This is a genomic window from Streptomyces sp. NPDC022910, from assembly GCF_055561075.1.
Genome location: NZ_JBVHHL010000007.1, coordinates 203,104 through 222,235 on the forward strand (window position 1 = coordinate 203,104; position 19,132 = coordinate 222,235).

Below are 19,132 nucleotides of genomic sequence, written 5' to 3' on the forward strand. Positions count from 1 at the left end.
ATGCGAAGCATGGGTGGGGAACGGGTGACGGAAGCCGTCGCGGGGGCCGTGGCGGCGTTGCGGGCGGGCGTGGACCGCGACTGGGGGAAGGTCCGGGCGGGGCGGCTGGAATGGAGCTGCCGCCGCACGGCCGAGCACATGGCGAGCGATCTCATCGCGTACGCCGGGCAGTTGGCGGGGCGCGCCCAGGACGCGTACGTGCCCTTCGAGATCAGGCTCGAGGACGACGCCGGCAACGAGGGCGTCCTACAGGTGATCGAGACGGTGGGGGTGCTGCTCGCCGCCGCCGTCGACACCACCCCCCGCGAGGTGCGCGCCTTCCACCCCTATCCCTTCCGCAGCGCGAACCGGGAGGGCTTCGCCGCGATGGGCATCGCCGAAGTCCTGCTGCACACGCACGACATCGCCGCGGGCCTCGAACTCGAGTACGAGCCACCCGCCGAGCTGTGTGAGGACGTCCTGACCCGGCTCTTCCCGCACGTGAGACCCGGCCCCGACCACTGGCGCACGCTCCTGTGGGCCACGGGCCGCGGCGATCTGCCCGGACGGGCCCCGGTGACCGATTGGCGCTGGAGCAACGACCCGGTGATCCCCACCGATCGTCTCACCCTTCAGGGCGTCACCCCGGCGGCCGCCACCGATCTGCGCCTGGGCGGCACCGGCGGCTTCGAGTGGATCGACGGCGGCCCCTTCGAGGGCACGCGCGAGGCCGCCGGAATGCTCGTGAAGGCGTACGAGGCAGGGGTGCACCGGCCGGAGTGGGGCGTGTTCGTGCTCGTGCGGTCCGAGGACGGCCGGGCGGTCGGGAGCATGGGCTTCCACGGCGCCCCGGACGAAGAGAGAGGCGTCGAGGTCGGCTACGACCTGGTGGCGGGCGCCCGCGGCAACGGCTACGCGACCGAGGCGCTGCGCGCGCTCGCGGCATGGGCGCTGGGCAGGGACGACGTCAGGACGCTCTGGGCGACCGTCGACCGGACGAACATCCCCTCGCAGGGCGTGGTCACGCGGGCCGGGTTCACCCGGGTGGGCGAGGACGAGGCGACATACGCGTACGCGCTGGGTGGCTGAGGCCGGGGGCGCGCCCCTTGCGCCTGCGCAGACCGGAGGCGTGCAGCAGTCGCACCACCTCGCGGCTGCCGACCTGCACCGCCCCGGCCCGCACCGCCTCCGCGTACCGGTGGGAGGGGAGGTCGTAGTGGTCGCGTTCGAAGGCGCGGCGCGGTACGTCCAGCTTCTCCGCGAACGCGTGCAGTTCCTCGAACGAGACGTCACTGATGAGGTGGGACCACATACGGCCGTGACCCGGCCAGGCGGGAGGGTCGATGTAGATCGTCACGAGGACGGCATCCCGCCCGTCGCCCGCCCGAGCGAGCCGACCGCCGCGACCTTCACGCCCGCCTTGGGGCACACCCAGTGCGGGTCGGGCCCGAGTTCCGGCTCGACGTCGAGGGCGTGCGGGTCACCGGAGCCGCAGACGGGGCACAGCGGCCAGCGTCCGTACCGCTCCAGCAAGGCGTCCTGGACGTCCTGCGCGACCAGTCCTGCCACGTAGGTCGCGCCGTCCGGCCACTGTTCGACCCACCAGCGGCGCTGTACGACGGAGTCCTCGACGAGCGAGACGACGTCCGCCTCGGCGACCTCGCCCGCGATCAGATCGGCCAGCACGAGGGCGCGAGCAGCGTGCAGTGCCTGCTCCAGGGGGCTGATGGGGTCCATGCACCCATTGTGCGCACTCTTGACCGGACGTCCGAATGGAAAATATCTTTCACTTTGTGACCCAGGATGTGAAGGAAATTTTCGGAAGGTCGGTGGGCCCGTCGGCGCCGCCCGCCCCCGCCGCGCTCGCCGCCAAGGTGCGGACCCTCGCACCCTCCATGACCCGGTCCATGCAGCGGGTCGCCGAGGCCGTCGCCGGTGACCCGGCCGGATGCGCGGCCCTCACGGTCACCGGGCTCGCCGAGCTGACCGGGACCAGCGAGGCCACCGTCGTCCGCACGGCCCGCCTCCTCGGCTACCCCGGCTACCGGGACCTGCGGCTCGCCCTCGCGGGCCTCGCCGCCCAGCAGCAGTCGGGCCGCGCCCCGTCCGTCACCGCCGACATCGCGGTCGACGACCCCATCGCCGACGTCGTGGCCAAGCTCGCCTACGACGAGCAGCAGACCCTCGCCGACACCGCGGCCGGGCTCGACACGGTGCAACTCGGCGCTGCCGTCGCCGCGTTGGCCGCCGCCCGGCGCATCGACGTGTACGGCATCGGGGCGTCCGGGCTCGTCGCCCAGGACCTCGTCCAGAAGCTGCTGCGGATAGGGCTCATAGCCCATGCACACAGCGACCCGCACCTCGCCGTCACCAACGCCGTGCAACTGCGCGCCAAGGACGTGGCGATCGCGATCACGCACTCCGGTTCCACCGGCGACGTCATCGAACCGCTGCGCGTCGCCTTCGAACACGGCGCGTCGACCGTCGCGATCACCGGCCGCCCGGACGGGCCCGTGTCGCAGTACGCCGACCACATCCTCACCACGTCCACAGCGCGCGAGAGCGAGCTGCGGCCGGCCGCGATGTCCTCCCGTACCAGCCAACTACTCGTCGTGGACTGCCTGTTCGTCGGCGTGGCACAGCGGACGTACGAGACCGCGGCACCCGCGCTGTCCGCATCGTACGAGGCCCTGGCACACCGCCACCGGCCGCGTGGCGGAACAAAGCGCTAGCCCCTGTCCGTCTTCTTGCCAGAGCAGCGCCGCACCGGAAAGAGCCGTCCACATGTCCTCCTCGTCCCGCCCCAGTGATCTTCGAGCAGAGCTGGAGACGCTGACCACCGAGGCGTTCCGTCCCGAGCTGGCCGAGATCGACCAGCTGCCGACGCTGGAGATCGCGAAGATCATGAACGGCGAGGACGCGACCGTGCCGGCCGCGGTCGCCGCGCGGCTCCCGCAGATCGCCGCCGCGATCGACGCCATCGCCGAGCGGATGGCCCGGGGCGGGCGGCTCGTCTACGCGGGCGCGGGCACCGCGGGGCGGCTCGGCATCCTGGACGCGTCCGAGTGCCCGCCGACCTTCGCCACGGACCCCTCACAGGTGGTGGGACTGATCGCGGGGGGCCCCGGTGCGATGGTGACCTCGGTGGAGGGCGCGGAGGACTCCTGGGAGCTCGCGGCCCGGGATCTCGACGCACTGGGGCTGACGGACCGTGACACGGTGGTCGGCATCTCGGCCTCGGGCCGCACACCGTACGCCCTCGGCGCGGTGGAGCACGCCCGGGCGCGCGGCGCGCTCACGGTCGGCCTGTCCTGCAACACGGACAGCGCCCTCGCGGCCGCCGCTGACCACGGCATCGAGATCGTGGTCGGACCCGAGTTGCTGACCGGCTCGACACGTCTGAAGGCGGGCACGGCGCAGAAGCTGGTCCTCAACATGCTCTCGACGATCACGATGATCCGCCTGGGCAAGACGTACGGAAACCTGATGGTCGACGTCCGCGCCTCCAACGACAAGCTGCGCGCCCGCTCCCACCGCATCGTGGCACTGGCGACGGGCGCGACGGACGAGGAGATCGAGCGCGCCCTTGCGGCCACGGACGGTGAGGTCAAGAACGCGATCCTGACGATCCTCGGCGGCGTGGACGGGCCGTCGGCGGCGCGGCTGCTCACGGAGAGCGGAGGGCATCTGCGCACGGCGCTGGAAAAGGCGGCGGGCTGACACGGGACGTCACGCCCCCGCCTTCCGGAGGAGAACGAGGGCTGCTTGCGCGCAGCACGCTCGACGGGTGCCCCGGTACCCCATACGCCGCCACGGCCACCGCCCTCCGGGTCGCGCTGGGACCTGTTCCCCCGGCTGGCGGGCAACAGAGGACTGGGACTCACGGCGGCGATCCATGCGGCGGGCTCCTGACGTCGTACGGGGTCGGCTTCCTGGCGACGTACGCCTTCTGCCTCCCCCCGCTCCGGTGCCCTTGCCGAGTGGACGCGGCCGGCGTGGACGAGCACGAAGTGCCAGACCTGGTCCATCAGCAGGACGTTGATGCCGTAGCTGACGGCCACGATCAGCGCGCCGATCATCAGGGTCACCTTCGGGCCCTTGGCGCGCGAGACCGCGGCGGACACCGGGGCGGTCGCCATCATCACCAGACCGGACGGCGCCATGACCAGACCGGCGGTCAGCAGCGACTTGCCCAGGCCGTAGCCGGTGGCCGCGGGCAGCTGCAGGAGCTGCGGAATCACGAGCGACATCGCGAACATGCCGAAACCGAGCGCCACGGAGGCGAGGTTGGTGACCAGCACCTGACGGCGGGCGGTGGTGCGCAGGTCCACCAGCGGCTGCTCCACGCGCAGTTCGAAGAAGCCCCACACCAGCAGGACGACGACGGAGACCACGAGCAGGCCGAGGGTGGTGCCGCTGCCCCAGCCCCAGTCGGCGCCCTTGGAGATCGCCAGCAGGAGGCACACCAGGCCGGCCCGCACGCCGCCCGGGGCCCTACCGCCCCCGGACACCGCTCCGGCTCCCGCCGAGCCACGCGTGATCAGGAGCTCGGGACGCGCGTGTATAGGGTGTGCTCGGCCTTAACACCGTTTGAACGCAAGGGAACTGATGGGCAGACGAATAACTCGGGCGGCGGCCGTCGCCGTCCCCTTCGCCCTGGGAGCGGCACTGCTCGCCCCGGCCACCGCTCAGGCGGAGACCGTCGTCTCCGGGAACTACACGTCGGTCTTCACCTATCCGAAGCCCACGACCTACGACTCCTCGATCAACACCTCGGTCGGCGACCTGATCGATCTCGCGGCGCCCAACTCGACGCTGTACATGGGCATGTACTGGTTCAGCAGCTCGGATCTGCGGGCGAAGCTCACCGCCGCCCAGAGCCGCGGCGTCACGCTGCGCATCATTTCGGAGTCGGCGAACCGGCCGAGCAGCGATCTGGACAGTCTGACACTGACGGGCAACTCCACCCTCACCTGGTGCTCACGAGGCTGCCTGGGCAACGGCTCGGGCGACACGAACGCGATCGACCACGACAAGTACATCGTGTTCGACGCGCTCACCGACGGCCGCAAGGACGTCGTCTGGCAGAGCTCGCAAAACCTCGCGGGCGGCCAGGACGGCGAGATCAACAACGCGGTCGTCGTGTCCAACAACGCGACCCTTGCCTCCCGGTACCGCGCGCACTTCAACGACCAGGTGAGGCACGTCGGCGACAGCCTGCACACGACGTACAACTACACCACCGGCGACCCGGGCTCTGCGGTCGAGGCGTTCTTCTTCCCGCGTGACACCGCCTCGGACGCCTCCCACTACGGCAACGCCGACATCCTCGCCTCGTTCATCGACCAGGTCGACTGCTCGATCGACGGGGAGATCAGGATCTCGGCGGCAGAACTCGACCAGCGGACCACCCGCCCGGCCGTCTACGACGCCCTGGAGGCGAAGCGGTCCCAGGGATGCAGCGTCGACGTGAACGCCCGCGACCTCAGTGACGGCGGCGGCAACAACGGCATCAACGACCTGACCGCCCTCGACATCGCGGCCTACGGCAACCGCCCGGGCGGCTGCCGCTACAAGTCCTCGGCCGGGTCCTCCTGCAACCACGGCACCACCCACTCCAAGTACCTGCTGACGGAGTGGACGAAGGCCGACGGCACCAAGGTCCAGCACGTGTACACGGGCTCCCACAACTGGACCGCGGGTTCGCTGAAGACGAACGACGAGACGCTGCTGCGCATCGACGACCCGGGGACCTACCAGGCCTACGTCGCCAACTTCAACAAGGTGCGCTCGGGCGCGGTCGACATCGACGCCGCGAAGTACGGCTCGACGTCCCAGCACTACTCACGGGTCAACGTGCAGGCCAACGGCGACCAGCACTACAGCGCCATCGCCTCCGGCGGCACGTCGTCCGTCTACACCGCGGTGGTGTACGAGCAGGGCGACCGGCACGACTCCTCGGACACCGAGCTGGGCACCGACGTGTACATCCGCATGTACAAGGACGGCGCGCCCCTGTGGGACGAGAAGCTGCTGAGCAACAGCGGCACCGGCGCGACCTGGTCGCACCAGAAGCCCGACGTCGGCGTGGACGACCAGGGCGACGCGATCGTCGTCTGGGCCAAGGACGACGACGGCAACAAGTACGCCGACATCGCCGTGCGCAAGGTGACTTCGGACGGCACGGTGTCCACCCTGCCGCGGCCGCACGCCTCCGGTGACGGGGACCAGCTGCGGCCGACGGTCGCGGTGGCCGGCGACGGCTCCTACAGCGTGGCCTGGGAGAGCACGGCCGACGGCTCCACGCTCAACCAGGTGTACGCGAGCAGCTGGTCCGCGACCGGCACGCTGCGCTACCAGGACGTCCAGGTCAGCACGATCAACTCGGGAGCCGCCGGGTCGAACCGCTACGCCGACGCGGCGATCGACGACGCCGGGAACACCGTGATCGTCTGGGAAGAGGACGCGGACGGCAACGGCGGCGTCAACATCGGTGTCGCGAAGCTGAACACCTCGGGCGGCTTCGCCGTGGCCCGCAAGGTGGGCAACTCCCTGACCGACGGGCAGCAGACCAAGCCGGCGGTGGCGTCGACGGGTGACGGCCGTTTCGTCGTGGCGTGGACGGACGAGTACACCACCGGCACCGGCACGCTCGTGCGCCCGCAGCGGATCTACCACCGCATCTTCTCGGCGACCGGCAGCGCCACGGCGGCGGAGCAGCGGACCACCGAGGACGGCACCGCGAGCGGCCCGTACGTCGACAGCAAGCGGCCGATCTCAGACCAGGACGTCGCGGATGTCGCGGTCGCCGACGACGGCAGCTTCGTGGTCGCGTGGAGGGAAGCCTTCGACGTGAACATCAACGGGACCCCGTACGCGGGCAAGGACGACGTGTGGGCCCGCGGCTTCAACGCGGACGGCACGACGACCGGCAGGCTCCCCGCCTACCGGATGAACGTGGTGACCGGCGGAGGCCAGGGCGGCCCGGCCGTGACCATCGCCCCGAACGGCCGCCTGGCGCTGACGTACTCGGACGACTACGACGGCAACGGCTTCAACGAGATGCGGCTGCGCGACGCGTTCAGCAACTCCTGATGTCTCGCACAGTGTGAACGCCCGAGGGCGGCACCCCTGGAAGCAGGGGTGCCGCCCTCGGTACGTGCAGGACGAACCTGATCCTCGAGCCTCGGGAGGCAGCCGGATCAGAAGTCCATGTCACCGCCCGGCATGCCGCCACCGGCGGGCGCGGCGGCCTTCTCCGGCTTGTCGGCGATGACGGCCTCGGTGGTGAGGAACAGCGCGGCGATGGAGGCGGCGTTCTGCAGGGCGGAACGGGTCACCTTCGCCGGGTCGATGATGCCTTCCTTGACCAGGTCGACGTACTCGCCGGTCGCGGCGTTCAGGCCGTGGCCCGGGGTCAGGTTGCGCACCTTCTCCACCACGACGCCGCCCTCGAGGCCGGCGTTGACGGCGATCTGCTTCAGCGGGGCCTCGAGCGCCAGCTTGACGGCGGCGGCACCGGTGGCCTCGTCGCCGTTCAGCTCCAGCTTCTCGAAGACCGAGGAGGCCTGGATCAGGGCCACGCCACCGCCGGCGACGATGCCCTCCTCGACGGCCGCCTTCGCGTTGCGAACGGCGTCCTCGATGCGGTGCTTGCGCTCCTTGAGCTCGACCTCGGTGGCGGCACCGGCCTTGATGACCGCGACACCGCCGGCCAGCTTCGCCAGGCGCTCCTGCAGCTTCTCGCGGTCGTAGTCGGAGTCGCTGTTCTCGATCTCGGCGCGGATCTGGTTCACGCGGCCCGCGACCTGGTCGGCGGAGCCGGCACCGTCGACGATGGTGGTCTCGTCCTTGGTGATGACGACCTTGCGGGCGCGGCCCAGGAGGTCCAGGGTCGCGTTCTCCAGCTTGAGGCCGACCTCCTCGGAGATGACCTCGCCGCCCGTGAGGATGGCGATGTCGCCGAGCATGGCCTTGCGGCGGTCGCCGAAGCCCGGGGCCTTGACGGCGACGGACTTGAAGGTGCCGCGGATCTTGTTGACGACCAGGGTCGACAGGGCCTCGCCCTCGACGTCCTCGGCGATGATCAGCAGCGGCTTGCCCGACTGCATGACCTTCTCGAGGAGCGGGAGCAGATCCTTGACCGAGGAGATCTTGGAGTTGGCGATCAGGATGTACGGGTCGTCGAGGACGGCCTCCATACGCTCCATGTCGGTGGCGAAGTACGCCGAGATGTAGCCCTTGTCGAAGCGCATACCCTCGGTGAGCTCGAGCTCCAGACCGAAGGTCTGGGACTCCTCGACGGTGATGACGCCTTCCTTGCCGACCTTGTCCATGGCCTCGGCGATGAGCTCGCCGATCTGGGTGTCGGCGGCGGAGATGGAGGCCGTGGAGGCGATCTGCTCCTTGGTCTCGACGTCCTTCGCCTGCTCCAGCAGGGCGGCGGAGACGGCCTCGACGGCCTTCTCGATACCGCGCTTGAGGGCCATCGGGTTGGCACCGGCGGCTACGTTGCGCAGGCCTTCCTTGACCAGGGCCTGGGCGAGGACGGTCGCGGTGGTCGTACCGTCACCGGCGACGTCGTCCGTCTTCTTGGCGACTTCCTTGACCAGCTCGGCGCCGATCTTCTCGTACGGGTCCTCGAGCTCGATCTCCTTGGCGATGGAGACGCCGTCGTTGGTGATCGTGGGGGCGCCCCACTTCTTCTCGAGGACGACGTTGCGGCCCTTGGGGCCGAGGGTCACCTTGACGGCGTCCGCGAGCTGGTTCATGCCGCGCTCGAGGCCACGCCGCGCCTCCTCGTCGAACGCGATGATCTTGGCCATGTGAAGTGGTCCCTCCAGGACTGGGGGTGATTACTTCGGACCGCGCCCGCGCCCGCGACGGACGGCCCCGGCCGGAGGTTCCTTGCCCCTCCCGGTCCGCGGCCTCACCGACCCGGTCCTTCTTTGTCACTCTCACCTTCAGAGTGCTAACGCCAATGATTAGCACTCGCCCCCCGAGAGTGCAAGGCGCGCCCGCGAAGCGGGCTCCTTGAGGGGTGGTGGTCGGGTGACGGGCGGGAGCAAGGCGCGCCCGCGAAGCGGGCTCCTTGAGGGGTGGTGGTCGGGTGACGGGCGGGAGCAGGCGACCTCCGGCCCATCTCCGGGTGAACGCTGCGTTGCGTACCGCCCGCCGACCCGCCCCGGACAGACCGAGGGGCTCGTACCCCCAACGGGATACGAGCCCCTCGACACGTCGAACAGTTCAGTCGTCGGCGCGCAACCTCAACCTGCCAGACGGACCATGTCCGCCTGCGGCCCCTTCTGACCCTGCGAGATCTCGAACTCGACCCGCTGGCCCTCTTCCAGGGTGCGGTAGCCGTCCATCTGGATCGCGCTGTAGTGGACGAATACATCCGCACCACCGTCGACCGCGATGAAGCCGTACCCCTTCTCCGCGTTGAACCACTTGACGGTGCCCTGAGCCATGCCTAACTCCCCTATTACTGGCCCTTGCACAGATCCACACTTCGCGGATCCGGGTCAGACCTCACCCCCCAACGGTTGGGGGCGTGCGCCGGAACGCGTCGACCGCGGCTGAATGTATCTGTCCAACTGCCGTCTGCAACAGGTCAATCGGACGAGAATTCCGGGCACGCCCGGTCGGGAATGTACGAAGAATTCACCCGAATTCAGGGCAAGTCGGGCCCCATAAAAGGAATGAATGGCGCAAAAGCCCTGCACAGTTTGGCGACTTCTTGTCGGGCGCGCGGCAGAAACTCGGGGAACCCGGCGGGGAGACCGGGAGCGGGTTCCCCAACTCTACCGTGCTCAACCATGCAGAATTGCCCCCTCCGTTTCTCTCACGGAGAGGGCAATTCGATGAACTCTCGGTGACCGGCGTTACCGAGGGTAATGGTCACGCGGCTGAGCGACCGTCAGCCGCCCGCCACCGCCGGGATGATGGAGACGCCCGCGCCGTCCGGCGTCGCCGTCTGAAGGCCCTGCTCGAAGCGGACGTCGTCGTCGTTGACGTACACGTTGACGAAGCGGCGCAGCTTGCCCTGGTCGTCCAGGACGCGGGCGGCGATACCGGCGTGGTTCTTCTCCAGGTCGGCGATGACCTCGGCGAGGGTCGCGCCATCGGCGGTCACCTCGGCCTGGCCACCCGTGTAGGTGCGCAGGATGGTGGGGATGCGGACGGTGACGCTCATGGGATGTGTGACCTCCGGTCGGATGCGGCTGGCGGGACGGGCGCTTATGCGAGCCCGGCCTCGCGGAAGGACTCCAGGTTGGGGCGGATCGTCGCGGTCAGCCCCGTGCCGGCCACCGCGTCCAGCGTCTTGAGGCCGTCACCGGTGTTGAGGACGACCGTCGTCTTGGCCGGGTCGAGGACGCCGTTCTCGATGAGCTTGCGCGTGACGCCGACGGTCACGCCACCGGCCGTCTCGGCGAAGATCCCCTCGGTGCGGGCGAGCAGCTTGATGGCGTCGACGATCTGCTCGTCCGTCACATCCTCCACGGCGCCGCCCGTGCGGCGGGCGATGTCCAGGACGTAGGGGCCGTCCGCCGGGTTGCCGATCGCCAGCGACTTGGCGATGGTGTGCGGCTTCTGCGGCCGCACCACGTCGTGGCCCCCCTTGAACGCGACCGACACCGGCGAGCAGCCCTCGGCCTGCGCACCGAAGATCTTGTACGGCCTGTCCTCGACGAGCCCGAGCTTGATCAGCTCCTGCAGACCCTTGTCGATCTTCGTCAGCTGCGAGCCGGAGGCGATGGGAACCACGATCTGGTCGGGCAGTCGCCAGCCCAGTTGCTCGGCGATCTCGTACGCCAGGGTCTTGGACCCCTCCGCGTAGTACGGACGGAGGTTGACGTTGACGAAGCCCCAGCCCTCGCCGGCCGGGTCGCCGATCAGCTCGGAGCAGAAGCGGTTCACGTCGTCGTAGTTGCCCTCGATGCCGACGAGGTCGCCGCCGTAGATCGCGGCCATGACGACCTTGCCCTGCTCGAGGTCGTGCGGGATGAAGACGCAGGAGCGGAAGCCGGCGCGGGCCGCGGCGGCGCCGACCGCGCCCGCGAGGTTGCCGGTGGAGGAGCAGGAGAGGGTGGTGAAGCCGAAGACGCGGGCCGCCTCCAGCGCCTGGGCGACCACGCGGTCCTTGAAGGAGTGCGTCGGGTTACCGGAGTCGTCCTTCACATACAACCCGCCGGTCACGCCCAGCTCGCGCGCCAGGTTGTCGGCCTTGACGAGCTTGGTCCAGCCCGGGTTGAGGTTCGGCTTGTCGGCGACGTCCGCCGGGACCGGCAGCAGTGGCGCGTAGCGCCAGATGTTCGCGGGGCCCGCCTCGATACGCTTCCGCAGTTCCTCGGTGTCGTAGCCCGAGAAGTCGTACGCGATCTCCAGCGGGCCGAAACACTCCTCGCAGGCGAAGACCGGGCCGAGCGGCACCCGGTGACCGCACTCACGGCAGGACAGGGCGACGGCGGGACCGAGGTTCACGGAGTTCGTGGAGCTTGCAACTGTCTGCACAGCCATGTCAGGCGAGGCCCTTTCTCCTCATCTTCCTCACGACGCATCTCGCCGTGAGACGGATTTGGCACCTTCCCTAGCCGGGAGCCTCGCGGAGACGATCAACACTGATCTACGAGAAACCGACTGGAGGGTTGCCGGGGCTTCATCGGGCCGTGTCCCTCTGCCCCTCTGGATGAGCTGTATGTGGTTGTTTCACTGGTACGAGCGGCGGCGACCCCCGACATGCGATGGTCACCGGCGTTGTTCAAGACTGTAACCGAAGGCCAGGACAGTTGAGATAGTCGTCCGAACCGCGAGATGGATCACAACAGGCACCCGTTGGAAGAACCCCACGCGAAGATCCCTTTTGCCGACCACCGTACGAACGTGAGGAGCCGCAGACTGTGCTGGAAGAAGTCGAGCGCTGGCTGAGCACCCGCTCCTGGTCCGTCACCGATCGCCCGCTCCACAAGATCCTGGCCGCGAAACGCACCTCGGGCTCATCGGTCAGCGTCGTGCTGCCCGCTCTCAACGAGGAGGAGACGGTCGGCGACATCGTCGCCGCCATCCGGCACGACCTCATGCAGCAGGTTCCGCTCGTCGACGAGATCGTCGTCGTCGACTCGGGCTCGACCGACCGCACCTCCGAGGTCGCCGCGGCGGCCGGCGCGAAGGTGGTGCACCGCGACGCGATCCTGCCGCGCATCCCGGCCGTACCCGGCAAGGGAGAGGTGCTGTGGCGCTCCCTGCTCGTCACCAGTGGAGACATCGTCTGCTTCATCGACGCGGACCTGAGGGAGTTCTCGTCGGACTTCGTCTCAGGAATCGTGGGCCCGCTGCTCACCGACCCCGGCGTGGACCTGGTGAAGGCGATGTACGACCGTCCGCTCGGCGGTACGGCGGGCCAGGGCGGACGCGTCACGGAACTGATGGCGCGCCCGCTGCTCAACATGCACTGGCCTCAGCTGGCCGGTTTCGTACAGCCGCTCGGCGGCGAGTACGCGGCCCGCCGCTCCCTGCTGGAACAGCTCCCGTTCCCGGTGGGGTACGGGGTGGAGCTGGGCATGCTGGTCGACGCCCTCCACCTGGTGGGCCTGGACGCCCTCGCCCAGGTCGACGTGGGCGTGCGCAAACACCGCCACCAGGACGGCCAGGCGCTGGGCCGCATGGCCGCCGCGATCTACCGCACCGCACAGCTCCGCCTGGCCCGCGGCCATCTGATCCGCCCCTCCCTCACTCAGTTCGACCGGGTCGAGGGGCGCTTCGAGCCGCGGACGTACTCGGTGGACACCGAGGAGAGGCCGCCGATGGCGGACATCGAAGAGTACGTGGAACGAAAGGCCGCGTAGTTGTATACGGTTCCGCATACGGCCGAATGGAACGTTTGAGCGTTTCAGGCCCGGGCTAAGTTTCGTGGCATGGCTTCCACCCATATGGCTTCCGTACTCGTCGCCTCCAACCGCGGCCCGGTCTCGTACGCGCTGGACGAGACCGGGCAGCTCACTGCCAGGCGCGGCGGTGGCGGACTGGTCTCGGGCCTTTCCGCCATCGGCCCGGACGCGGACGCGGTCTGGGTCTGCTCCGCGCTCGGCGACGGCGACCGCGAGGCCGTCCGGCGGACGGGTGGTGCGCTGGATCCGGCCGACACCGGCGGCCAGCGCGTACGGATGCTCGACATCGACCCGCAGGTGTACACGGACGCGTACAACGGCATCGCGAACTCGGTGCTGTGGTTCGTCCACCACATGCTGTACCAGACACCCCTGGAGCCGGTCTTCGACACGGGGTTCCGGCGTCAGTGGGCGGCGTACGAGACGTACAACCGCGCCTTCGCCGAGGCGCTCGCCCAGGAGGCGGGTGACGGCGCGGCGGTCCTGATCCAGGACTACCACCTCACCCTGGCCCCCCGGATGCTCCGCGGGCTGCGGCCCGACCTGCGGATCGGCCACTTCTCGCACACGCCCTGGGCGCCGCCCGAGTACTTCCGTCTGCTGCCCGACGACATCGCGGCGCAGGTGCTCGGCGGGATCCTGGGCGCGGACCGGGCGGCCTTCCTCACCCAGCGCTGGGCGGACGCGTTCACGGACTGCTGTCACGCGATCCTGGGCCCCGGCATCCCCTCGGGCACGCGTATCGGTGTGCACGGGCTGGGCGCGGACGCCGACTTCCTGCGGCAGCGGGCGCACCAGCCGGACGTGAACGAGCGCATGGCGACGCTGCGGCAGCAGATCGGCACGGCACCCGACGGCAGGCCCCGGAAGACGATCGTGCGGGTGGACCGCACCGAGTTGTCGAAGAACATCGTGCGGGGACTGCTCGCGTACCGGGAGCTGCTGGAGTCGCGTCCGGAGTGGCGCGAACGGGTCGTCCACGTCGCCTTCGCGTACCCGTCCCGCCAGGACCTGGCCGTCTACCGCGAGTACACGGCGGAGGTTCAGCGGGTGGCGGCGGAGATCAACGCCCGCTACCGGACGCCGGGCTGGACCCCCGTGGAGCTGCATGTGAAGGACGACTTCGCGCGCTCGCTGGCCGCGTACCGGCTGGCGGACGTGGCCCTCGTGAATCCCATCCGGGACGGCATGAACCTGGTCGCCAAGGAGGTCCCGGTGGTCTCCGACGAGGGCTGCGCGCTGGTGCTGTCCCGGGAGGCCGGGGCATACGAGGAGCTGGCCGAGGACGCGGTGGCGGTGAACCCGTACGACATCGTGGGCATGGCTGCGGCGCTGCACGAGGCGCTGTCCATGGGGCCGGGGGAGCGCGCGGAACGCACGAAGCGGCTTGCTGCTCAGGCCACGGCGCTTCCTCCGGCCCGGTGGTTCCTGGATCAGTTGGCCGCGTTGGGCGTTTGACCGGGTTGTTGTCGGGTGGGGGCCGGTGGGGGCTGGTCGCGCCCATGCGGCGGAGCCGCATATCGACACAGCCCCGCGCTCCTTTGGAGACGCCTCAACTGAGCCTCTGCGCCAATGACCTCAGGAATTCCACCACTCCTCCAGGGCCGTCGACCACCAGGTCCGCGCGTTCGGCCAGTTCCGTGACCTCCTCGCTGCCGCTGCACAGGAGCAGGCCCGGAACGCCGTCCGAGCGGAGCTTGTCGACGGCGGCGAAGGCAGGGAGGTCGCCGAGGTCGTCGCCGGCGTACATGACCGCTCCTGCACCGATCTCGCGCACGTACTCCAGCAGGGCCACTCCCTTGTCCATGCCCGGCGGGCGCAGCTCCAGGACCAGGCGGCCCGGTTCGACGATCAGGCCGTGGCTGGTGGCGAGGTCGGTGAGGGGCTCCCGGAGGGCGTCGAAAGCGGCCTGCGGATCTTCGGCGCGGCGGGTGTGCACGGCGACGGAGCGCCCCTTGTCCTCGATCCACGTCCCTTCCCACGGGCCGATCCGGTCGAGGAGCCCGGGGAGCTCGGCCCGCACGACGGTGACACCGGGGTGCGGGGCGGGGGCGTGCAGGGTGCCGGTGCGGGCGTCCCAGCGTTCGGCGCCGTAATGGCCGAGGACCACGAGGCGTTCGAGTCCGGGTACGCCGGCGAAACCGCCGTGGCGGACGGCGACGTCGGCGGGGCGGCCGGTGACGACCGCGACGGAGGCGACCTTCGGGGCGAGGGCCGCGAGGGCGGGGACCGCGTCGGGGTGGGCGCGGGCCTGGTCGGGGTCGGGGACGATCGGGGCGAGCGTCCCGTCGAAGTCGAACGCGAGGACGGCCCGCTGGGGCCGCGTGAGGATGGCGTCGAGACCGTCACGCCCGGCCGGGGTGGCGGGCGTCGGCAAGGAGTCCGTGTGGCTGCCCATGGGACGACCCTATCCGCGCCGGGGTGGGCGCACCCATGGCTCGGCGCTGGGCCGGTGTGCCCCGCCACGCGGCACGCTCAGCGCTCGGCGCGGCGGGACTCGCGGATGCGGCGGAGCCGGTTGACGGTGACCGGGGCGTGCGCGAGTGCTCTCGGGTCGTCGAGGAGGGCGTTGAGCAGCTGGTAGTAGCGGACGGGGGCCAGGCCGAGCTGCTCACGTATGGCACGCTCCTTGGCCCCCGCCCCGGAGAAACCGCGTCCCTCCAGGGCGAGGATGGCCTTTTCGCCGGGGGTGAGCTCGTCCATGGGGGAACGGTAGCCGCAGGGACCGACATTCAGCGCGTCCGGCGTTCGAGTCCCGGCCGGCCCGCCGCAGGCTATGCCGCGTTGTCCGCCGTGACCGCCGCCCGCTGCAGCTGGCCCAGGATCGCCGCCGGGCTGCCGTTGGAGCCGACGGCCTTGCCTATCTGCTTCTTGATGTTCGCGCTGACGCCCGCCCAGGACGTCTTGCCGACCGGGTACAGCTCCGAGGTCGGCAGCTCCTTGAGGAAGGGCGCCAGGTCCGCGTCCCGGGACGACGCCGACATCGCCTCCTGCGCCGAGTTCGTCACCGGCAAAAGGTCGTACTCGCGCGAGAACGAGAGCACGTTCTTCTCGTCGTACACATAGTCGAGGAACTTGCGGATCTGGTCCTTGTGGCCGTTCTCCTTGAACGCCGTCATCCAGTCCGCCACGCCCATCGTCGACTTCGCCCGGCCGTTGATCCCGGGCATCGGCACCATGCCGAAGGCCACGCCCTTCGCCCTGGCCGCCTTCATCAGCGAGGGGTGGCCGTTCAGCATGCCGACCTCCCCGCGGGTGAAGGCGGAGAAGGCGTCGGCCCGGTCCAGCTCCGCAGGCGCCACCGGACCCGTCAGCCCCTTGTCCACCAGCTCGTCCTTGAGCCAGTTGAATGTGGCCACGTTCTGGGTCGAATCGAGGTTGTAGGAGCCGAAGCCGTCCAGGTAGCCGTCACCGCCGCTCAACAGCCACTGCATCGTCTCCGCCTGCGCCTCCTCCGGTCCCAGGGGCAGCGCGTAGGGGAACTTCACCCCCTTGGCCTTCAGCGCCTGGGCGTCCGTCGCGAGCTCGCTCCAGCTCGTCGGCGGGGTGATCCCCGCGCGGGCGAACAACGTCTTGTTGTAGAAGAGGAGCCGCGTGGACGCCGCGAAGGGCATGCCGTACTGGACGCGGTTCACCTTTCCCGCGTCGCTCAGCTCAGAGGCGAAGTCCGCCTGGACGGGGATCGAGAGCACCTCGTCGGCCTGGTACAGCTTCCCCGCCGCCGCGTAGTCCGCGTACGCCCCGATCTGCGCCAAGTCGGGCGCGTCGCCCGCGGCCACCATCTCCTTGACCTTGCGGTCGACGTCGTTCCAGGAGTAGACGCTGACCTCGACCTTGATCCCGGGGTGTCCCGCCTCGAAGTCCTGGACCAGCTTGTCCCAGTACTTCTTGGAGCTGTTCGCGGCCGAGTCCCCGTAGTCCGCGGCCACCAGCCGCAGCGTCACGTCCCCGGAGCCGGCCGAACCTCCGCAGGCCGCCAGCGCCCCCGTCATCCCCAGTGCGGACACCGCCGCGATCAGACCCTTCCGCCACGTCGTTCCACGCGTCCTGCGCCGCTGCACTGCTCTTGACCAACCCTGCTGTCTCGCCATGTGGAATATCAACATAAGGTCTACACCACGTAAGTGGACTAGACCTCTTGCGGTCCAGGCGCCACACTGTCTCCGTGAGACATGTCATCGCCCTCGATGTGGGCGGCACCGGGATGAAGGCCGCCCTGGTAGGGGCCGGGGGCGAGCTGCTGCACCAGTCGCGCCGGGCCACCGGGCGCGAGCGCGGGCCCGATGCCGTGGTGGAGTCGATCCTCGGGTTCGCCGTCGAGCTGCGCGCGCACGGTGAGCGGCACTTCGGCGGACCGGCGGCCGCCGTCGGCGTCGCCGTCCCCGGCATCGTGGACGCCGACCGCGGCATCGCCGCCTATTCGGCCAACCTCGGCTGGCGTGACGTACCCCTCCGTGAACTGCTCAGCAGCCGTCTCGGCGGCGTGCCCGTCGCACTGGGGCACGACGTGCGCACCGGCGGGCTCGCCGAGGGCCGCATCGGGGCGGGCAAGGGAGCGGACCGCTTCCTGTTCGTGCCCCTCGGCACCGGCATCGCCGGCGCCATCGGCATCGGCGGTCGTGTGGAGGCCGGCGCGCACGGCTTCGCGGGCGAGATCGGCCATGTCGTCGTACGGCCCGGCGGGACCCCGTGTCCGTGCGGCCAGCGCGGCTGTCTGGAGCGGTACGCGTCCGCGGCGGCGGTGAGCGGGGCGTGGGCCGCGGCGTCCGGGGACCCGGAGGCGGACGCCGCGGACTGTGCGAAGGCCGTCGCGTCCGGTGATCCGAACGCCGTGCGGATCTGGCAGGAGGCCGTGGACGCGCTCGCCGACGGCCTGGTCACCGCCCTCACCCTGCTGGACCCGCGCACGCTCATCATCGGTGGCGGGCTCGCCGAGGCGGGGGAAACGTTGTTCACACCGCTGCGGGATGCCGTCCGGCGGCGGATCGCCTTCCAGAAACTGCCGTCGATCGTCCCCGCGGCGCTGGGGGACACCGCCGGATGCCTGGGCGCGGGGCTCCTCGCCTGGGATCTCCTCGAAACCACTGACCGTTCGGAGGTAACCACCTGATGGCCACTAGCAAGGTTCTCGCCGGTGCCCAGGTGGTGCTGCCCACCGGGACCGTGGACGACGGCCGTCTCGTCGTGGAGGGCGCGCGGATCGCCGGCACCGCGCCCGAGAACGCGGAGATCGTCGACGTGCGCGGCCACTGGCTGGTCCCCGGCTTCGTCGACATCCACAACCACGGCGGTGGCGGCGCGTCCTTCTCGGGCACGGCCGAGGAGGCCCTGACGGCCGTCCGCACCCACCGGCTGCACGGCACCACCACCCTCGTCGCCTCGACCGTCACGAACGACATGGACGTCCTGGCCCAGCAGGCCGGGCTGCTGTCGGAGCTCGCCGAGCAGGGCGACGTCGCCGGCATCCACTTCGAGGGGCCGTTCATCTCGCCGTGCCGCAAGGGCGCGCACTCCGAGGAACTGCTGCGCGACCCGGATCCCGCGGAGGTCCGCAAGCTGATCGACGCCGCCCGCGGCCACGCGAAGATGGTCACCCTCGCCACCGAACTGCCCGGCGGCATCGACTCCGTGCGGCTGCTCGCCGAGCACGGCGTGATCGCGGCGATCGGGCACACGGACGCGACGTACGAGCAGACGGTGGAGGCCATCGCGGCGGGCGCCACGGTCGCGACCCACCTCTTCAACGCGATGCCGCCGCTCGGCCATCGCGCACCCGGCCCCATCGCCGCGCTCCTGGAGGACGAGCGGATCACGGTCGAACTGATCGACGACGGCACGCATCTGCACCCCGCCTCCCTCCAGCTGGCGTTCCATCACGCGGGCGCGGGGCGGGTCGCGTTCATCACGGACGCCATGGACGCGGCCGGCATCGGCGACGGACGGTACATGCTCGGCCCGCTGGAGGTCGAGGTCAGTGAGGGTGTCGCGCGCCTGGTGGAGGGCGGCTCGATCGCCGGCTCGACGCTCACCCTCGACCGCGCGTTCCAGCGGGCGGTCACCGTCGACCGGCTGCCCGTGGAGGACGTCGTCACGGCCATCTCGGCCAACCCGGCGAAGCTGCTTGGCCTCTACGACCGGGTGGGCTCACTGGAGCCCGGCAAGGACGCCGACCTGGTGCTGCTGGACGCCGACTTCGCCCTCAAGGGCGTGATGCGCCGCGGCGAGTGGGTGGTCGATCCGCAACTGGGCTGATTCGTCCACTTGTT

General features: G+C 70.2%; 17 protein-coding genes, 1 pseudogene and 1 riboswitch. Of the genes and pseudogenes, 8 read left to right on the top strand and 10 right to left on the bottom strand.

The features are described from left to right. The gene (locus ACZ3TS_RS09915; RefSeq protein ID WP_467615602.1) at positions 1-1,068 is read left to right on the top strand and encodes a GNAT family N-acetyltransferase; all 1,068 of its coding nucleotides are present in this window, start codon (positions 1-3) and stop codon (positions 1,066-1,068) included. Here the strand turns inward: ACZ3TS_RS09915 and ACZ3TS_RS09920 are convergent. Continuing rightward, positions 1,016-1,336, bottom strand: coding sequence for a DUF4031 domain-containing protein (locus tag ACZ3TS_RS09920; protein ID WP_467615605.1), 321 nt, complete (start codon positions 1,334-1,336; stop codon positions 1,016-1,018). The genes ACZ3TS_RS09915 and ACZ3TS_RS09920 overlap by 53 nt on opposite strands. Next, positions 1,333-1,716 (bottom strand): hypothetical protein, encoded by a 384-nt coding sequence (locus ACZ3TS_RS09925; protein WP_467615607.1) that lies wholly within the window; start codon positions 1,714-1,716, stop codon positions 1,333-1,335. The genes ACZ3TS_RS09920 and ACZ3TS_RS09925 overlap by 4 nt, the downstream gene beginning before the upstream one ends. Positions 1,717-1,772: 56 nt before the next feature. Here ACZ3TS_RS09925 and ACZ3TS_RS09930 point away from each other — a divergent pair, with 56 nt between their 5' ends. Continuing rightward, positions 1,773-2,711, top strand: coding sequence for a MurR/RpiR family transcriptional regulator (locus tag ACZ3TS_RS09930; RefSeq protein ID WP_467615608.1), 939 nt, complete (start codon positions 1,773-1,775; stop codon positions 2,709-2,711). A 52-nt stretch (positions 2,712-2,763) separates the two neighbouring features. Beyond that, a complete protein-coding gene (gene murQ, locus ACZ3TS_RS09935; protein WP_467615611.1) occupies positions 2,764-3,699 on the top strand; it encodes an N-acetylmuramic acid 6-phosphate etherase in 936 nt (311 codons plus the stop codon). 281 nt (positions 3,700-3,980) lie between these two features. Here the strand turns inward: murQ and ACZ3TS_RS09940 are convergent. Further along, positions 3,981-4,490, bottom strand: a pseudogene (locus ACZ3TS_RS09940) (MFS transporter); the annotation flags it as partial. Positions 4,491-4,587: 97 nt separating this feature from the next. Here ACZ3TS_RS09940 and ACZ3TS_RS09945 point away from each other — a divergent pair. Then, complete coding sequence (locus ACZ3TS_RS09945) at positions 4,588-7,074, top strand: phospholipase D-like domain-containing protein (RefSeq protein WP_467615614.1); 2,487 nt, start codon at positions 4,588-4,590, stop codon at positions 7,072-7,074. Between the two features lie 107 nt (positions 7,075-7,181). Here ACZ3TS_RS09945 and groL read toward each other — a convergent pair whose 3' ends face one another. The 4 genes from groL to thrC form a co-directional block, all read right to left on the bottom strand. Further along, on the bottom strand, positions 7,182-8,804 hold the full coding sequence (gene groL, locus ACZ3TS_RS09950; protein WP_467615616.1) for a chaperonin GroEL: 1,623 nt from the start codon (positions 8,802-8,804) through the stop codon (positions 7,182-7,184). Between the two features lie 441 nt (positions 8,805-9,245). Next, complete coding sequence (locus tag ACZ3TS_RS09955) at positions 9,246-9,449, bottom strand: cold-shock protein (protein WP_009339379.1); 204 nt, start codon at positions 9,447-9,449, stop codon at positions 9,246-9,248. 449 nt (positions 9,450-9,898) lie between these two features. Continuing rightward, positions 9,899-10,174, bottom strand: coding sequence for a MoaD/ThiS family protein (locus ACZ3TS_RS09960; RefSeq protein WP_467615619.1), 276 nt, complete (start codon positions 10,172-10,174; stop codon positions 9,899-9,901). Positions 10,175-10,218: 44 nt separating this feature from the next. Beyond that, positions 10,219-11,499, bottom strand: a complete 1,281-nt coding sequence (thrC, locus tag ACZ3TS_RS09965; RefSeq protein ID WP_467615622.1) for a threonine synthase — start codon at positions 11,497-11,499, stop codon at positions 10,219-10,221. A gap of 18 nt (positions 11,500-11,517) precedes the next feature. After that, positions 11,518-11,675: riboswitch (SAM riboswitch) on the bottom strand. A 204-nt stretch (positions 11,676-11,879) separates the two neighbouring features. On the opposite strand from thrC, the gene ACZ3TS_RS09970 reads away from it, so the two are divergent. Together ACZ3TS_RS09970 and ACZ3TS_RS09975 are read left to right on the top strand one after the other, a co-directional pair. Then, the gene (locus ACZ3TS_RS09970) at positions 11,880-12,824 is read left to right on the top strand and encodes a glucosyl-3-phosphoglycerate synthase (RefSeq protein ID WP_467615625.1); all 945 of its coding nucleotides are present in this window, start codon (positions 11,880-11,882) and stop codon (positions 12,822-12,824) included. A 69-nt stretch (positions 12,825-12,893) separates the two neighbouring features. Then, complete coding sequence (locus ACZ3TS_RS09975; RefSeq protein WP_467615628.1) at positions 12,894-14,324, top strand: alpha,alpha-trehalose-phosphate synthase (UDP-forming); 1,431 nt, start codon at positions 12,894-12,896, stop codon at positions 14,322-14,324. 94 nt (positions 14,325-14,418) lie between these two features. Here the strand turns inward: ACZ3TS_RS09975 and otsB are convergent, their stop codons facing one another. From otsB to ACZ3TS_RS09990, 3 genes are all read right to left on the bottom strand, one after another. Beyond that, positions 14,419-15,264 carry a trehalose-phosphatase gene (gene otsB, locus ACZ3TS_RS09980; RefSeq protein ID WP_467615630.1) on the bottom strand — a complete coding sequence of 282 codons (846 nt, stop codon included), beginning with the start codon at positions 15,262-15,264 and terminating at the stop codon, positions 14,419-14,421. 77 nt (positions 15,265-15,341) lie between these two features. Further along, positions 15,342-15,569 (bottom strand): DUF3263 domain-containing protein, encoded by a 228-nt coding sequence (locus tag ACZ3TS_RS09985; protein WP_467615633.1) that lies wholly within the window; start codon positions 15,567-15,569, stop codon positions 15,342-15,344. A 71-nt stretch (positions 15,570-15,640) separates the two neighbouring features. Further along, the gene (locus tag ACZ3TS_RS09990) at positions 15,641-16,927 is read right to left on the bottom strand and encodes an ABC transporter substrate-binding protein (protein WP_467615734.1); all 1,287 of its coding nucleotides are present in this window, start codon (positions 16,925-16,927) and stop codon (positions 15,641-15,643) included. 104 nt (positions 16,928-17,031) lie between these two features. On the opposite strand from ACZ3TS_RS09990, the gene ACZ3TS_RS09995 reads away from it, so the two are divergent. Together ACZ3TS_RS09995 and nagA are read left to right on the top strand one after the other, a co-directional pair. Then, positions 17,032-17,976 carry an ROK family protein gene (locus ACZ3TS_RS09995; protein WP_467615636.1) on the top strand — a complete coding sequence of 315 codons (945 nt, stop codon included), beginning with the start codon at positions 17,032-17,034 and terminating at the stop codon, positions 17,974-17,976. Next, complete coding sequence (nagA, locus tag ACZ3TS_RS10000) at positions 17,976-19,118, top strand: N-acetylglucosamine-6-phosphate deacetylase (protein WP_467615638.1); 1,143 nt, start codon at positions 17,976-17,978, stop codon at positions 19,116-19,118. Before ACZ3TS_RS09995 ends, nagA begins: the two co-directional genes overlap by 1 nt. Positions 19,119-19,132: the final 14 nt, after the last annotated feature.

Excerpts from the sequence above, each read along its gene's own strand:
- ACZ3TS_RS09915 (WP_467615602.1), top strand. The coding sequence starts at position 1 with ATGCGAAGCATGGGTGGGGAACGGGTGACGGAAGCCGTCGCGGGGGCC.
- ACZ3TS_RS09925 (WP_467615607.1), bottom strand. The coding sequence starts at position 1,716 with ATGGACCCCATCAGCCCCCTGGAGCAGGCACTGCACGCTGCTCGCGCC.
- murQ (WP_467615611.1), top strand. The coding sequence starts at position 2,764 with ATGTCCTCCTCGTCCCGCCCCAGTGATCTTCGAGCAGAGCTGGAGACG.
- ACZ3TS_RS09945 (WP_467615614.1), top strand. The coding sequence starts at position 4,588 with ATGGGCAGACGAATAACTCGGGCGGCGGCCGTCGCCGTCCCCTTCGCC.
- groL (WP_467615616.1), bottom strand. The coding sequence starts at position 8,804 with ATGGCCAAGATCATCGCGTTCGACGAGGAGGCGCGGCGTGGCCTCGAG.
- ACZ3TS_RS09955 (WP_009339379.1), bottom strand. The coding sequence starts at position 9,449 with ATGGCTCAGGGCACCGTCAAGTGGTTCAACGCGGAGAAGGGGTACGGC.
- ACZ3TS_RS09960 (WP_467615619.1), bottom strand. The coding sequence starts at position 10,174 with ATGAGCGTCACCGTCCGCATCCCCACCATCCTGCGCACCTACACGGGT.
- thrC (WP_467615622.1), bottom strand. The coding sequence starts at position 11,499 with ATGGCTGTGCAGACAGTTGCAAGCTCCACGAACTCCGTGAACCTCGGT.
- ACZ3TS_RS09975 (WP_467615628.1), top strand. The coding sequence starts at position 12,894 with ATGGCTTCCACCCATATGGCTTCCGTACTCGTCGCCTCCAACCGCGGC.
- otsB (WP_467615630.1), bottom strand. The coding sequence starts at position 15,264 with ATGGGCAGCCACACGGACTCCTTGCCGACGCCCGCCACCCCGGCCGGG.
- ACZ3TS_RS09985 (WP_467615633.1), bottom strand. The coding sequence starts at position 15,569 with ATGGACGAGCTCACCCCCGGCGAAAAGGCCATCCTCGCCCTGGAGGGA.
- nagA (WP_467615638.1), top strand. The coding sequence starts at position 17,976 with ATGGCCACTAGCAAGGTTCTCGCCGGTGCCCAGGTGGTGCTGCCCACC.